The following is a 15,749-nucleotide window of genomic DNA, read 5'->3' as shown; positions in this document are numbered from 1 at the left end:
CGGAGGACGAAACAACTATGGCACTGACAAACCCGCAATACGATGCGATTATGCGCATGTACAACGAACGGCAGCTCCGCCACCAGAGAGAACAGCAGGAGCACATCCGCATTGCTTATGAAAAGATTCCGCGCCTTGCGGAAATCGACGCCGAGATTGCATCCCTCTCGGTCCGGAAAGCAAAAGCGATGCTGAACGGAGACGCTTCCATGGATCTCGACCTGAATGCTGCCATCCGTGACCGTTCCCAGGAACGCGCGGCGCTTCTTTCCATGCACGGCTACCCGGCAGACTATCTCGAGCTGACGTATGACTGCCCGCTCTGCCGCGACACCGGCTACATCAACGGCACGCAGAAATGCGCCTGCTTCAAAAAAGCTGCCGTCGCTCTTCTGTACCGGCAGTCCAATGTGGAGGAGCTTCTGAAAACCGAAAATTTCAGCCAGTTCTCCATGGATTACTACTCGGACAGCCTGACCAGTACCGGAACACCGCTCACTTCCCGCGAGGCCGCTGCTGCCGCGCTCGAAAAAAGTCAGGCGTTCGTCCGCAATTTCGGTTCGTCGTTTGAAAATCTCTTCTTTTACGGCGACACTGGTGTCGGAAAAACGTTTCTTTCGCACTGTATTGCCCGCGAGCTGATCGAGCAGTCGTTCTGTGTGATTTATTTTACTGCATTTGATCTGTTTGACCTGTTTGCACGCTACACCTTTTCCAGTTCAGAAGAAGAAAAAGACGCTCACGCCAATATCTTTGACTGCGATCTTCTGATCATTGATGATTTAGGTACGGAACTGACCAACAGCTTCGTCTCTTCCCAGCTCTTTCTCTGCATCAACGAACGCATCCTGCGGAAGAAATCGACGATCATCTCCACGAACCTGCCCCTTGACCGCTTCATGGAGACGTACTCAGAACGTACCTTTTCACGAATTTCAAGTAACTACACCATCATTAAACTTTTTGGAAACGATATTCGGATCCAGAAAAAACTTTTGGGAGGAACCAAAGCATGAGTAAGGGAACTGAAGGACATTTTGACACACTGCCAATCGGAAGACTGGGACTGATCCCGCTGAACAGCAGCGCCGCACTTGGAAAAAAGGTCGACGATTATCTGGTCAGCTGGAGAAAAGGACGCGGCAATGAATTTGCGGAAAAATATGTCGCTGCCTATGAAGGATACGAGCGTGACAGCTACATTATCCAGTCTCAGGTTCCGCGTTTCGGTTCAGGCGAGGCAAAGGGTATCATCAACGAATCTGTCCGCGGTGACGATATCTACATTCTGCTCGATGTCTGCAACTACAGCCTGACCTATTCTCTGTGCGGCTACACCAACCACATGTCTCCGGACGACCACTTCCAGGATCTGAAGCGTGTCATCGCAGCCATCGGTGGAAAAGCCCGCAGAATCAATGTCATTATGCCATTCCTGTATGAGAGCCGCCAGCACAAGAGATCTGGAAGAGAGTCTCTCGACTGCGCACTTGGTCTGCAGGAGCTGACCGCTATGGGCGTGGAAAACATCATCACCTTCGACGCTCACGACCCGCGTGTCCAGAACGCGATTCCGCTGCATGGATTTGAAACCATCCAGCCGGCTTACCAGTTCATCAAAAACATCCTGCGCAATGCACCGGATATGAAGCTCGACAAGGATCATCTGATGGTCATCAGCCCGGATGAGGGCGGTATGGGCCGTGCCATCTATATGGCAAACAACCTTGGCGTTGACATGGGTATGTTCTATAAACGCCGCGACTACTCCACCATCATCGACGGACGCAACCCGATCGTTGCCCATGAGTTCCTCGGTGCCGATGTCAAAGGAAAAGATATGATCATCATCGACGATATGATCTCCTCCGGCGAGAGTATGCTGGAAGTTGCCAAACTCTTAAAGGATCGTGAGGCTCGCAACATCTACATGTGCTCGACCTTCGGACTGTTCACCAGCGGACTGGAGAAATTCGACAAGGCTTATGAGGAAGGACTCTTCACAAAGGTTCTGACCACCAACGTCGTATACCAGACACCGGAGCTTCTCTCCCGCGAGTATTACATCAGCTGCGACCTGAGCAAATATATCGCTCTCATCATCGACAAGCTGAATCACGACGCCTCCATCAGCGGACTGCTGGATCCGGCGGATCGGATTCAGAAGGTTATTAAAAAATTTAAGAATCACGAGAAGATCTGATCTTCCTGTGAATCTTTCACAAACGCCGAAACTGTCACAAAAACGGTTTCGGCGTTTGTTTATATTTTTAGCAAATTCTTGCTAGTTTTTTCTTTTTTCGGCGGTATAATGAAATTACATTGTACGACGAAGGAGGTATCACACATGCAATTTGGACATTTTGATGATGCGAAAAAAGAGTATGTCATCACAAGCCCGAAGACTCCGCTTCCGTGGATCAACTATCTTGGATCTGAGAACTTCTTTTCTCTGATTTCCAACACCTGCGGCGGATACAGCTTCTACAAGGACGCAAAACTTCTGCGTCTGACCCGTTACCGTTATAACGATACGCCGCTCGATCAGAACGGACGCTACTACTACATTAAGGACGGCGATACCGTCTGGAACCCGGGCTGGCAGCCGACCCAGACTCCTCTCGATTCCTACGAGTGCCATCATGGCCTTGGCTACAGCCGCTTTGTTTCTTCCAAAAACGGAGTTGACGCTGAACTGACCGCTTTTGTTCCGCTGGCAGATTCCTGCGAAGTAAACCGTCTCGTGCTGACCAACAACGGCACCGAAGAAAAAACACTGGCTCTGACTTCTTTTGTAGAGTTCTGCTTCTGGAACGCTGTGGATGATATGACCAACTTCCAGAGAAACTTCAGCATCGGCGAAGTTGAGATCCAGGGTTCTGAGATCTATCACAAAACCGAGTACCGCGAGCGCCGCAGACATTACGCTGTTTATGCAGTCAACTGCCCGATCGACGGATACGATACCGACCGCGACGCTTTCCTTGGCGCTTACCGTGGAAATGACCGCCCGGAGACCGTTCTGCGCGGCACTGCAGGCAATACCGTTGCCAGCGGATGGGGTGTCATCGGTTCCCACCACATCGACGTTACCTTAAAACCGGGCGAATCCCGCTCCTTTATCTTCGTTCTCGGCTACTGCGAGAATGCAGCCGATGACAAATGGGAAGCTCCTGGCGTGATCAATAAAAAACCGGCAAAAGAGATGCTCTCCCACTATCAGACCGACGAGCAGGTTGACGCAGCACTTGCAGCGCTTGCTTCCTACTGGGATGGCCTGCTGGCAAAATATGCGCTCTCCTGTGCAGATGAAAAACTGGGACGCATGGTCAACATCTGGAACCAGTATCAGTGTATGGTTACCTTCAACATGTCCCGTTCGGCTTCCTACTTCGAGTCCGGCACCGGCCGTGGTATGGGATTCCGTGATTCCTGCCAGGATCTGCTCGGCTTCGTTCATCTGATTCCGGACCGCGCAAGAGATCGTCTGCTCGATATCGCCGCTACCCAGTTTGAAGACGGAAGCGCGTACCATCAGTATCAGCCACTGACGAAAAAAGGAAACATGGATATCGGAAGCGGCTTCAACGATGACCCGCTCTGGCTGATCGCCGGATGTGCCGCCTACCTCAAAGAGACCGGAGATTTCTCTATTCTCGATGAGCAGGTTGATTTCGACAACGATTCCACCAAGGCACAGCCTCTGATGGAGCATCTGAAACGTTCCTTCGACTTTACCGTAACCCATCTCGGCCCGCACAAGCTGCCGCTGATCGGCCGTGCTGACTGGAATGACTGTCTGAACCTGAACTGCTTCTCTGCAGAGCCGGGCGAACCGTTCCAGACAACTGGACCGTCTGAGGGACCGGTTGCCGAGTCTGTTTTCATCGCCGCTATGTTTGTCAAATACGGAAAAGAATACGCAGCAATCTGCCGCCGCAGAGGCAATGAAGCGGAGGCTGTTTACGCAGAGGAAGAGGTTGCAAAGGTTTACCAGGCCGTGCTCGATGCCGGCTGGGACGGCGAATGGTTCCTGCGTGCGTATGACGCTGCCGGCGAAAAAGTCGGATCAAACGAGTGTGAGGAAGGCAAGATTTTCATTGAGCCACAGGGCTTCTGCGTTCTTGCCGAAATCGGCGTGAAAGAGGGTCTGGCCGAAAAGGCTCTGACTTCCGTAAAAAATATCCTGGAAACCAAGTACGGTGTCGTTCTTCTGCAGCCGGCTTACACCAAATATTACCTGAATCTTGGTGAGGTTTCCTCCTATCCGCCGGGATACAAAGAAAATGCCGGTATCTTCTGTCACAACAACCCATGGATTTCCATCGCCGAAACGGTGGTAGGTCACGGCAACCGCGCCTTTGACCTGTACCGTAAGATCTGCCCGGCTTACATCGAGGATATCAGTGAAATCCATCGCACGGAACCATATGTCTATTCCCAGATGATTGCCGGAAAAGATGCCGCTCACTTCGGTGAGGCAAAGAACTCCTGGCTGACCGGTACGGCCGCATGGACCTTTGTCAATGTTTCCCAGTACATCCTCGGTATCCAGCCGGATTACGACGGACTGACCTTAAATCCGTGTATTCCGTCCGATATGGAAGAGTTCAAGATCCGCAGATACTTCCGCGGTGCATGGTATCACATCACCTTCAAGAACCCGGATCACAAGGAGAAGGGCGTTTCTTCCATGACTGTAAATGGAACCGCCGTAGAAGGAAATCTGATTCCAACGACCGAAGGCTGCACCGAGTATGATGTTGTTGCTGTGATGTAAGTTTTATTTTACAAATCTCCATAAAAGAATATGAAGCGAGCCCCGGAAAGCATTTCTGTTTTCCGGGGCTCGTCTTATTCTCTTCTTCTCTTACTGTAACTGTCTTCTCTCTCTGACACCGGAAAGATCCTTGATGACCTCTCCCGCCAGAATCAGTCCTGCTACAGACGGCACAAACGCTACACTGCCCGGGATATCACGCCGCTCCGTACACTTTCTTGCAGCGCCCGGAGGGCAGATGCAGTTCGTCCGGCAGCTGATACTCATATCCTCGAGCGGACGGAGCGCTTTTTCCTCTGAATAGACAACCTTCAGTTTTTTTACCCCGCGCTTTTTCATCTCGCGCCGCATAACCTTTGCCAGCGGGCACATATTGGTTTTATAGATATCCGCCACACGGAACTTGGTCGGATCCAGCTTGTTTCCGGCTCCCATGCAGCTGATAACCGGCACATTGCATGCCTTGGCACGCATAATAATCTCAATCTTTGCTGTTACCGTATCAACCGCGTCTACAACGTACGAATACTTTGAAAAATCGAAATCATCCGCATTTTCCGGCAGATAGAAGCATTTATATACCTCCACCTCCGCTTTCGGATTGATGTCGAGAATCCGTTCTTTCATTACATCTACTTTATATTTTCCAACGCTGCTTCTTGTTGCAATAATCTGACGGTTGATATTGGTCAGGCAGACCTTGTCATCGTCCACCAGCACAAAATGACCGACACCACTCCTTGCCAGCGCCTCCACGGTATAGCCTCCTACACCGCCAATCCCGAATACGGCAACGGTTGCATCCGCCAGAAGATCCATGCTCTCGCTTCCAAGCAAAAGCTGTGTTCTGGAAAACTGATTCAATGCCATTTGTTTTCCTTCCTCCTTGTTTATAAACTCTATCACAATAATAGGTTATTTGCTTTTGTCTGTCAACACCCTACGGAACCAGCTCTGCGGAAATTCAAAGACGAAGAGAATCCCAAGTACAATCGCAACCGCATCCTTCAGCGTCAGAAAGCCTCTTGCACCGGCCCGTTCCAGATCATTTGTTACCACATAAAAAGCCGTCCAGTAAATTCCGCCTCCCGGCACCAACGGAAAAATCCCGGCAATAAGAAATACCGTTACCGGGCAGCGCTTGTATACCGCGAAGCTGCGCGACAGAATGATAACAAGCACCGTTGCAAAAAAGATCGATACCGGCTCTGTCGTATACGGAAGGATCAGCTTGTAGCAGATCCAGCCGCACGCCCCGGCCAGTCCGCAGTACAGATAATATTTCCGCGGAACCTGGAACAAAAGTGCAAATGCAATCGTTCCGACACAGGCCGCGAAAAATTCCGCAATCAAACGAATCGTCTCACTCATAGCTGCAGTCCTCCTGCCAGTTGATGGTACCCTGTGATCACAAGCCCGACGCCAAGTGCGATGCAGAAGGTTACAAGCAGAGCGTCAAGCATCCGTACCGAACCCGCGATGTAATCCTGGTCCGCAACATCGCGGATGGCATTTGTGAAGTTCACACCCGGCACCAGCGGAATAATCGAACCGATGATAACCTTATCCAGATGGTGACCGATTCCCGATTGATACAGGAACACCGCAATCAGTGTGACGAGTGCACCACCGGAAATATTTGTCGCAATCTTTGACATTCTGCCGCGCAGCAGATACAAAAGATAGAAATACAGAACAAAGCCGGACAGAAACGCTACCATACTGTCGACCACATCACCGCCGAACAGAAAGCAGAAGCAGGCACTTCCGATGCCGGACGCAAGAACCTGATGCCATCTCGCTTTTTCCGGCATCCTCTGGATATCGAGCAGCCATGCTTTCGCTTCTTTTGGTGTGTGCAGGCCCTCCTCAATCTCACGGGAGAGCTGATTAACCGCCGTTACCTTGTCGAGCCGCGCGGCAGACAGCGGAATGTGACGCACACGGGCAAATTCCTGTTTTTTTCCGCTTTCTGCCGTCAGAAAAATGCCGCTGCTCAGAACAAACGCGTCGCTGGAGCTGACGCCGTACGCCCGCGCGATGCGCTCAATCGTCTCCTCCACACGAAAAATTTCCGCTCCGCTCGCCAGCAGAATATCCCCTGCCAGCGATGCCACATCGAGCGCTTCTCTTGTCGATTCTGCGTTCATCTCTGCCTTCCTCCTTTTTCAAAGCCATACACCCATTTCCCTTTCAGGAACAGATACAGGAAAATGACGGAGCTGATACTCCAGGTCAAAGGGTAAGCCCAGAAGATCACGCGGATATTCGGGATCAGACGAACCGTCACGGTAATGTAGCTGACCCGGAACAGACACCAGACACAGAGCATGACAACCATCGGAATCGAGGCGTGTCCAGAACCGCGGAGCACAGCTGCGATGCAGTGGGAAAATGCCAGCAGGAAGTAGAACAGCGCAATCGTTCTCGCCTGCATCACGCCGTAGTGGACGACCTGCGGATCGCTGTTGAATGCCGCAATCAGGGTCGGTGCAGCAGCGTAGATGACAAATCCGATCAGTTCGGCAATAATGACCGAGCAGAGAATGCCGAACCGCGCTCCCTTTTTCGCACGGTCATACTGTTTTGCGCCGAGGTTCTGGCTGACGAATGTGGTCAGCGCCATCGTAAAGCAGGTGACCGGCAGGAAGGCAAAGCCCTCAATTTTCGCATACGAACCGCAGCCTGCCATCGCCATTTTTCCGAATGCATTGATGTTTGTCTGCACGAAAACGTTTGCAATCGAGATAACTGAGTTCTGGAAGCCGGACGGCACACCGTTGCGGATAATTTCGCCGAGCACGCGGCCGTCGAAACGGATTTTGCTGATATGAAGCCGGTACTCTTCTTTCGTCCGCAGCAGATGGATCATACAGAGAATCGCACTTGTGAACTGGGAAATGACCGTTGCAAGCGCCGCCGCACCGACACCCATACCGAGGCCGCCGATGAAAAGCAGGTCGAGCACAACGTTGATGCACGACGACACGATCAGATAGATCAGCGGGTGGCGGCTGTCGCCGACGGACTGCAGGATGCCGACGAAAATGTTATACATGACAAATCCGAGGGAACCCGCAAAATACGTGCGGAAATACTCAACCGACTGCGGAAGCACATCGGACGGCGTTCCCATCAGCACCAGGATCTTCGGTGCCAGATACATGCCGATCACAGTCAATGCAAGACCGGCCGCGATTCCGAAGGCCACGGTCGTGTGAATTGCCTTCTGCAGATTGTCTCTGTTTTTCGCTCCATAGTACCTCGCGATGACAACACCGGCACCCATCGCGATACCGTTGATGAAACCGACCATCAAAAAGATCAGATTTCCCGATGAGCTGACGGCTGCCAGCGCGTTGCTTCCCAGAAAGTTTCCTACGATCAGCGAGTCGGCTGTGTTGTAGAGCTGCTGAAACAGATTTCCGAGAAACAGCGGGATGGCAAACAGGATGATCTTCCGGGAGATACTGCCCTCTGTCATTCTTGTTTTGCTCTCTGCGCTCATGATACAAAACCCCCATTTGTAAAATTTGATTTTCCCGCAGCTTTTTCTGCAAAGCCGCAACAAAACCGGTCACCTGCGATTTCCGCAACTGACCGGTTCTTGGAATATCTTTCTGTTAATTATTATATCGAACCTGCGTCCGAATGACAAGATACAAATTCGTCAAGCAGTCTGTCCATCCGCGCGAGCATTTCTTCTTCCGTGCAGAAGTGTTCGGGTTTCATCGATTCCAGGTAATCGTAAAACGCTGTCAGAACGCTCGGCTCCTGAATGCTCAGGTAAATCAGGCGCTCGTTTTTCGTCTGGAATAAAAGATAGCCTTCATGTGCATTGACCGAAATATTCAGCGTATGTTTCGCTCTGACCTCCGCATCTTTCATCATCCGAAGATTCGTCTGCTCCCGCAGCGCCAGAAATTTCCGCACCAGATCGACTCGCTCCTCCATATCGAGCGGGGAATAGCACTCTCTCGGGTACTCATCCACGCGTCCCGTTTCGAGGAAGTTCCGCACGCCGTCCTCCGAGAAAAACATCGTCGTCTTTTTGTCCAGCACTCTGCTCTGCATCACTTTTGCATACCGGGCAACCGCCTGCACCATCTGTTCCCGCATCGGCATCTCCGGCACAAGGTGTCGCTCCAGCATCTGTCCGGTCAGAAGGCCGGAAAAGCATGGCATCCGCTGAAAAAAGTAGCGCGGTGAGTTCGATTCGATAAAATGCTGAATCAGTGTTTCCGTGTAGCCAAGCTGTGTCTGCACCGTGTCGAGCCGTTCAAACAACGGATCAGACTGCCGCAGATACTGTTCAAACATTTCCCGCATCATCCGAAGCGTCTCTTCCTCCCGGAACAGAATCGCATTCTGGTAATCCGCGCTGAACACAAGCTTGGCAATTCTTCCATCCGACTTTGCATATTGTTTTTTATTTTTTGCCAAAAATTTTACAGAATACTCTTTCGTCCCGCGAAAAAGCCGGCGGAAAATTCCGCCGGCTTTGGTCTGTTTCGCTATGTTTAATTTTCTTTGATTCCAAACACAGTCAGTGCCTGGCGCGGTGAAATGCCGAGTCCGCCGACGCTGATCAGCGTATCCTCCGCCTCTAACAGAAGATTTTCCTTCTGGAATCTTATGATCATGCGGCCGCCGCTTAAACCGTCCATCCGGCGGAGTTCCATCTCAAGTGTGTTGAGGGTGCGCCATGCAGCGGATCCAGCGTAAATATGGCCGTCCGCTTCGCTGTAGGCGAAATCCTGACGCATCGAGAGGACAAATTCTTTTTCTTTGCCGCCCTCGGTTACTTTCCAGTACATCCGGTCGCCGCCAAAGGAAAAGCGCATCTCCTGGATCGGGCTTGTCTCCAGGTTGAACAGTCCGCTTCCGCCGATCAGAATTTCTGCGGAATCCGGCAGCCGGTCATTCATCACCGGAACAGACACGTAAACATGACTGCTTACTTTTTCTTCCATGAAAGGATTTCTCGTTCCTCTGCGCGGCTGCAGAGCCAGATCTGCGGTACGCTCTTTTACCACATCGGCAAGCGCGGACGGCGGCAGCTCTCCTGCCTCTTTCTTCACATACGGGATCAGCTCTTCCTGCAGGGCACTCAGTTCCTCCTGGGTCTGCTCTGTCGCGGTTGTCAGAATCACGATCAGGCCGAGATCCGGGAATACAACACCGAACTGGCCGTAGGCGCCGTCTGCGCGGAACGAACCCGGATAACGGCACATCCAGCACTGATAGCCGTAGCCCTGCGCCCAGTCTTTTACGTGGCCTTCCGAATCGCCCTCCGTCTCAATCTGCTTGCGGCAGGCGCGTTCAAACCAGTCTTTTCGAAGCAGCTGTTTTCCTTCCCACTCGCCCTGTCTGGACAGAAAATAGGTGAATTTCGCCATATCCTCCGTCACCATCTTCATACCGCCTCCGCCAAGCTCCGTTCCGTCACCGAGCAGTGCACAGGTCAGGGAGGTGATGCCGAGCGGCTCCAAAAGGCGCGGTTTCAGAAACTCTGTGACGTTCTGTCCTGTCTTTTTCCGCAGAACGGCCGCCAGCATGTTGGTTCCGGCCGTGTTATATTTGTAAAACGTTCCCGGCTCATGAAGCACCGGGTGATGAAGGAATGTGGAAATCCAGTTTTCGGAATTATCCGTAATCTCTGTCTCGTGGCCGCATCCCATGATCAGCAGGTGATGCAGTGTGATTTTTTTGAGATTTTCGGATGGATCTTCCGGCAGCAGATCCGGGAATATATCGACGATTTTTTCATCGAGCGACAAGATTCCCTCCTGCTCTGCAAATCCGATCGCCGTTGCCGTCAGTGATTTGCTGAACGAGTACAGCGGATGACGGAATTTTTCATCATACGGCTTCCACCAGCCCTTTGCCGCGCACTTTCCGTGGCGGATCACCATAAAACTGTGCAGCTCGATCTGGCTTTTCTCGATCCGGTCGAGAAAATTCAAAATTCCTTTCGAACCAATTCCAACTGATTCTGGTGTCACATCTTTAAAGTATCCCATTCTGCGTTTTCTCCTTTCCTGTCGGTCCTATGCCTCGATTTCGTAAAATTCTACGGAAAGATCACCCTTCCAGCTTACGCGGTCGTACGGTGTCTCCGGATAAACAACGGTCGAGATGGCATCTACGCCGTCCTCGGCGAACAGTTCCAGAATCGAAACGTCAAACACAAGTTCCAGATTCCATGCGCCATCTTTCTTTCTCGCTGCCGTACTAATGGAATATTTCTCCGTCATGAAATGCTCACTGAATTCTTTGTATCCTGCCATCGTACGGTCAACCGTGATTTCGGTATCGGTTACATAGATTTTCAGCTTCTGACCCACCGAGTTTTTCAGGGAAATTTTTGCATCTCCCTTTCCGGAGATCTTTAATCCAAAGGTCTCGGTACGAATCGTAGTGTGGTTCTCAATCGGATAGCTGCTGTGGCGGAATTTTTCCAGTCCGACCGGGGCAGCCACGAGGGTCAGATCGCCGTCCACTTTCGTCAGTGACAGTTTTCTTGCCAGAGTTGCCTGACCGCAGTAGTCTTCTGTCGGTGTCTGTGCAGCATACTGCCAGTTCATGCCCCAGCCCATCATCAGAACGTCTTTTGCGTTCTGGAAGGTAACGGCCGCATAGTTATCAAAGCCTTCGTCCAGCCATCTCGGCTCATCGGACGGGTAGGTGCAGAGGAATTTCTCGCCGTCGAAATCGCCCAGGAAATACTGCATCTTGCAGTGATCATTCTCAGAAGCTTTCGTCATACTGACAATGAGAACCCATACGTTTTTGCCTTCATACTCGATCGGGAACAGATCCGGGCACTCCCATACGCCTTTGACATGGTTTCCTTCCGGTCCGAATTCACCAGTTTTCTCCCAGTTTTTCAGATCCTGGGATGCATAGAAGAAAACACGGTCCTGTGCTGCAAGGACAAGACCCCAGCATCTTCTGACCGGATTCCAGAACGCTTTCGGATCACGGAAATCGGAAATTCCCGGGTTTTTGATGACCGGATTCAGATAGGATTTCTCAAAATGCCGGCCTTTATCATTGCTGTATGCAATGCTCTGCTGCTCCAGGCCGTCCTTGTGATGACTCGTGTAAATGGCAATAATCGGCGGATTTTCATTGGTGCCGTACTCGGAAGAATTCTGAATATCATATACTGCACTTCCTGAGAAGATAAATCCCAGTTCATCCGGGTAGAGTGCAATCGGCTGATGCTCCCAGTGAATCAGATCGCGGGATGTCGCATGGCCCCAGTGCATCGGGCCCCAGTTGGTTGCGTATGGATACTTCTGATAAAAGAAGTGGTACACGCCGTCCACATAAACCATACCGTTTGGATCGTTCATCCAGCCTGTTTCCGGTGAAAAGTGAATTTTTGGTCTGTAGTCTCTCGTTTTTGTCATTTGTTCAAACCCTCCAAATTATCCCAATATAGTACAAGTGTCTGCAAAACCACCTATATCCCGGTTTTGCAGACACCAGCCGTTTTCTTTATTTTACTTTAGTTTACGAATTTTTGCATCCCTTATTTTTTGATGGTATACATCTTCACTTCCAGATCGCCGTCTGTAGAAACCACCTGGTACGGCGCATCCGGGTAAACGCATACGGAAGCGGTCTCCAGACCACCATCTGCATAAATCTCCAGATAGGAAACGTCAAAAATAATCTCCATATTGACATTTCCGCGCATGTAACGTTTTGTTGTGGATACCAGCAGATCCTCTTTTTTGAAGAGCTTCGGATCTACATCATCAAAGTAACTAAGGTCGCCGCTCTTAGAACGGTCCACCGTGATGCTGTCCACCGTTACTTCGATGACTACTTCCTCACCTCTGCTGTTTTTCAGTGCAATTCTTCCGAAATTACCTTGCACGAGAAGTCCAAAGCTCTCGGTCAGCAACGGTTTCTGATTTCCGATCGGGAATGCGCCCGCACGGTACTCGTCGATACCGAACGGTTTTGTTTTCAGGCGGTAGCCCTCCTCGGTCTCGCAGAGAGAAAGTTCTCTCGGCAGTGTCATCAGGCCGGAATACTCACCGGTCGGAACGAAGTTTGCGTAGAGCGGATTAACGCCCCATCCAAGATAAACCGGACGGTCGTAGTTTCCATACGTTACGCCGGCATAGTTGTCGAATCCGAAATCAATCCACAGCGGCTCGTCTGTGATCTCGGTGCACTGGAAGGTATCTCCGTCAAAATCACCGACGAAATACTGGATATTGGCACGGCCTTCGGTTCCCGGATGTATCATGCTGACTATCAGAATCCATTTGAATCCATCAAATTCATTTCCTGTTTTAGCACGGATCAGATCGGTGCATTCCCATACGGTCGGCACTTTATTGACACCGACACCGAACTCGCCTGTTTTCTTCCAGTTTTTCAGATCCTGGGATGCATAAAACTCTGCGTGGTCGCCGGATGCCAGAACAAGGCTCCAGCAGTCCTTTTTATCATTCCAGAAGACGCGCGGATCACGGAAATCCGGTGTGCTCGGGTTTTTGATGACCGGATTGCCATAATATTTTTCAAAATGTTTTCCCTGATCCAGGCTGTATGCAATACACTGCTGCTCCAGGCCTGTTTCCATATTGTGCGCCGTGTAGACAGCCACCATCGGTTTCTCACCGTATTTTGCAAATCCACTGCTGTTATTTTCATCGTATGCCATACTTCCGGAGTACATTGTTCCAATCTCATCCGGGTACAGGGCGACCGGCAGATGCTCCCAGTGAATCAGGTCTTTCGATACTGCATGACCCCAGTGCATCGGTCCCCATACAACGTCATTTGGGTTATGCTGATAATACAGATGCCAGATACCATCAATGTAAATCAGTCCGTTTGGATCGTTGTTCCAGTTTTTCTCCGGTGTAAAATGAATGTTCGGTCTAAAATCTCTTTTTCCCTGTTTACTCATAGGATCCCTCTTTTCCTGTTCTCTCTTTTCCTATTTTATCTTTTTTCATTTGGAACTTCAACAAAAAAGAAATAAGAACAAAATAATCTTCTTTTTAAATGTGGCCATGTTATATGGGATACAACATGGCCACATTTGGAATTTCTTTAGTTATAGAACATTAATTGCAAATCCTTTACGTTACTGCTTTTTTGTAATCGCTTTTCGCCCGATTTTTAGTTTGCTGCAGAAGCTGCTCGATCTACTGCGCCCTGGTAAATCTCAACCAGTTCGTTCACACCAGCGCCTTCCAGCTCTGTCTTATAGGAATCCCAGCTTGCATCATCAACGCCGCCGGTTACCCATGTGGTGATGTAACGGTCAACAATATCGGAGATGGTCGGCTGAATCTGTGCCAGACGCCGAATCTCTTCCTGGGTCATCAGAACACGCGGAATGGTGTCATACTCTTCCATGATGTCATCCTTACCGTTTTCTTTCTGCATCTCGAGAAGTTTTACTGCATCGAAGGTGTATCCGCAAACGGTGTCATAGTACTCGTTCTGAACGATCATAGAACCACGGCAGGTTGTGGAGTTTACACGAGCCTCACCAAAGTTCTTATATTCCGGATTCAGAGGTTTGTAGTTTCCGTTTTCATCAAGTGGTGTACGAAGAATGCCGTCCTCGTCTTTCTCATAGTTGTATCCGATTGCACCCCAGTTAGATGTAACAGAGATTTCCGGATCGCCTACCATGTAATCTACAAATCTTGCAACAACGTGCGGGAATTTGCAGGTCGTTGTGATTGCTGTATCGGAAGAATCCTGCAGCTCGGAGTAGTTGCACTCGAAACCGGTCATACCGTCTTCGCCCTGCAGTCTCGGAACTGCTACGTACTGATCATGTACTTCCTGGTTTGTAATTTCCTGATCGCCCCAAACACCGAAGGAACCGATCTTTGCAACGTTCTCTTTGATCAGGGAAGCGTTGAATGCCATACTGGAGTCTGCTTCGAAGGAACCGTTCCAGATCAGTCCTTCTTCATACAGCATGTTGAAGAATTCTGCTGTTTTCTTGAATGCATCATCCATTGCGGTAAAGGTAACTTTTCCATCAACCATTCTTAAGTGGTCTGCATATGCATTTCCTCCGCAGTAGGAGTCAGCGCATCCGAATGCACCTGTGAAACGATAGAACAGGTTGTAGGAACCAAAGGTATCAGTTGCACCGAACCAGGTTGCCATTGGGATTTCATCAGCTTCGCCGTTGCCGTTCAGATCGCCGCCGTCGCGGAATGCTTTCAGGCAGTCTACCCACTCGTCTACGGTTGTCGGCACTTCTTTGCCTACTTTATCCAGCCATGTTTTGTTGATCACGAATGGTCCAGGTGTTAATACAAGACCTTTCATTTCCTCTACGTACGGGAATCCATATTTATGGCCGTTCGGAGCGGTGATCTCAAGCTGATACTGCTCATTGTCATCGAGGAATGCTTTCAGGTTTGGCATGTACTCTTCGATCAGGCCTTCGGTCGGAAGGAATACATCCTGGTCTGCGTACTGAACTACGGTGTTTCCGGATTTACCATCGCCGAAGTTCCAGAATACATCCGGAAGATCCTGGCCGGAAGAAAGCATCAGGTTGATTTTCTCTGTTGCGCTCTCCTGCGGGATCGGCTGCCAGTCAAACTCTACTCCTGTGTCCTCGAACCATTTCTGGCACATAGCCAGGTCGCCTACTTCTACGGTTCTGTCTGCAGAGTTTACGATCAGAGCGGAAATTTTTCCGTATTTCTCTTCGAATTTTGCCGGATCTTTGATGATCGGAAGGGTACCATCGAGCTGGATGATTCCCTCATCAACTGCTTCCTGCTCCTCTGCTGTGAGACCTGTGTCACCTGCTTCTGTACCGGATGCAGATGTGGTATCTCCTCCTGTGCTTCCTGCACCGGAGCTGCTTGAGCTGCCCGAGCTGTTTCCACAGCCTGCGAGCATGCTGCTTACCATAAGGCTTGCCAGTAATACGGATACGATTTTTTTCTTCATGTTG

General features: G+C 50.4%; 12 protein-coding genes. 3 read left to right on the top strand and 9 right to left on the bottom strand.

What is annotated here, in order from left to right:
* The first annotated feature begins 17 nt into the window (after positions 1 to 17).
* The 3 genes from ACY2VT_RS06495 to ACY2VT_RS06485 all read left to right on the top strand — a co-directional run bounded on the left by ACY2VT_RS06495 (position 18) and on the right by ACY2VT_RS06485 (position 4,780).
* Positions 18 to 1,016 (top strand): ATP-binding protein, encoded by a 999-nt coding sequence (locus tag ACY2VT_RS06495; protein WP_461879325.1) that lies wholly within the window; start codon positions 18 to 20, stop codon positions 1,014 to 1,016.
* Positions 1,013 to 2,203 carry a ribose-phosphate pyrophosphokinase gene (locus ACY2VT_RS06490; protein WP_022463223.1) on the top strand — a complete coding sequence of 397 codons (1,191 nt, stop codon included), beginning with the start codon at positions 1,013 to 1,015 and terminating at the stop codon, positions 2,201 to 2,203. The genes ACY2VT_RS06495 and ACY2VT_RS06490 overlap by 4 nt, the downstream gene beginning before the upstream one ends.
* A gap of 144 nt (positions 2,204 to 2,347) precedes the next feature.
* The gene (locus ACY2VT_RS06485; protein ID WP_461879324.1) at positions 2,348 to 4,780 is read left to right on the top strand and encodes a GH36-type glycosyl hydrolase domain-containing protein; all 2,433 of its coding nucleotides are present in this window, start codon (positions 2,348 to 2,350) and stop codon (positions 4,778 to 4,780) included.
* Positions 4,781 to 4,870: 90 nt separating this feature from the next.
* Here the strand turns inward: ACY2VT_RS06485 and ACY2VT_RS06480 are convergent, their stop codons facing one another.
* From ACY2VT_RS06480 to ACY2VT_RS06440, 9 genes are all read right to left on the bottom strand, one after another.
* Entirely contained in the window at positions 4,871 to 5,650 is a 780-nt protein-coding gene (locus ACY2VT_RS06480) for a tRNA threonylcarbamoyladenosine dehydratase (protein ID WP_461879323.1), read from the bottom strand.
* A 45-nt stretch (positions 5,651 to 5,695) separates the two neighbouring features.
* Positions 5,696 to 6,151 carry a threonine/serine exporter family protein gene (locus tag ACY2VT_RS06475; protein WP_461876993.1) on the bottom strand — a complete coding sequence of 152 codons (456 nt, stop codon included), beginning with the start codon at positions 6,149 to 6,151 and terminating at the stop codon, positions 5,696 to 5,698.
* Positions 6,148 to 6,930 carry a threonine/serine exporter family protein gene (locus tag ACY2VT_RS06470; protein ID WP_177268056.1) on the bottom strand — a complete coding sequence of 261 codons (783 nt, stop codon included), beginning with the start codon at positions 6,928 to 6,930 and terminating at the stop codon, positions 6,148 to 6,150. The genes ACY2VT_RS06475 and ACY2VT_RS06470 overlap by 4 nt, the downstream gene beginning before the upstream one ends.
* On the bottom strand, positions 6,927 to 8,318 hold the full coding sequence (locus ACY2VT_RS06465) for an MATE family efflux transporter (RefSeq protein ID WP_461879335.1): 1,392 nt from the start codon (positions 8,316 to 8,318) through the stop codon (positions 6,927 to 6,929). The genes ACY2VT_RS06470 and ACY2VT_RS06465 overlap by 4 nt, the downstream gene beginning before the upstream one ends.
* A 92-nt stretch (positions 8,319 to 8,410) precedes the next feature.
* Positions 8,411 to 9,223 carry a hypothetical protein gene (locus ACY2VT_RS06460; RefSeq protein ID WP_461879322.1) on the bottom strand — a complete coding sequence of 271 codons (813 nt, stop codon included), beginning with the start codon at positions 9,221 to 9,223 and terminating at the stop codon, positions 8,411 to 8,413.
* A 77-nt stretch (positions 9,224 to 9,300) separates the two neighbouring features.
* Positions 9,301 to 10,803, bottom strand: a complete 1,503-nt coding sequence (locus tag ACY2VT_RS06455; RefSeq protein WP_461879321.1) for a serine hydrolase domain-containing protein — start codon at positions 10,801 to 10,803, stop codon at positions 9,301 to 9,303.
* Between the two features lie 27 nt (positions 10,804 to 10,830).
* On the bottom strand, positions 10,831 to 12,198 hold the full coding sequence (locus tag ACY2VT_RS06450) for a glycoside hydrolase family 32 protein (RefSeq protein WP_461874860.1): 1,368 nt from the start codon (positions 12,196 to 12,198) through the stop codon (positions 10,831 to 10,833).
* A 122-nt stretch (positions 12,199 to 12,320) separates the two neighbouring features.
* Complete coding sequence (locus ACY2VT_RS06445; RefSeq protein WP_461879320.1) at positions 12,321 to 13,718, bottom strand: GH32 C-terminal domain-containing protein; 1,398 nt, start codon at positions 13,716 to 13,718, stop codon at positions 12,321 to 12,323.
* Positions 13,719 to 13,933: 215 nt separating this feature from the next.
* Positions 13,934 to 15,745, bottom strand: coding sequence for an extracellular solute-binding protein (locus ACY2VT_RS06440; RefSeq protein WP_461879319.1), 1,812 nt, complete (start codon positions 15,743 to 15,745; stop codon positions 13,934 to 13,936).
* Between the last annotated feature and the right edge of the window lie 4 nt (positions 15,746 to 15,749).

Origin of the sequence: Fusicatenibacter sp. (assembly GCF_050872605.1) — a bacterium.
Classification (GTDB): Bacteria; Bacillota; Clostridia; order Lachnospirales; family Lachnospiraceae; genus Fusicatenibacter.
This window is presented reverse-complemented; position numbering and strand designations above follow the sequence as displayed.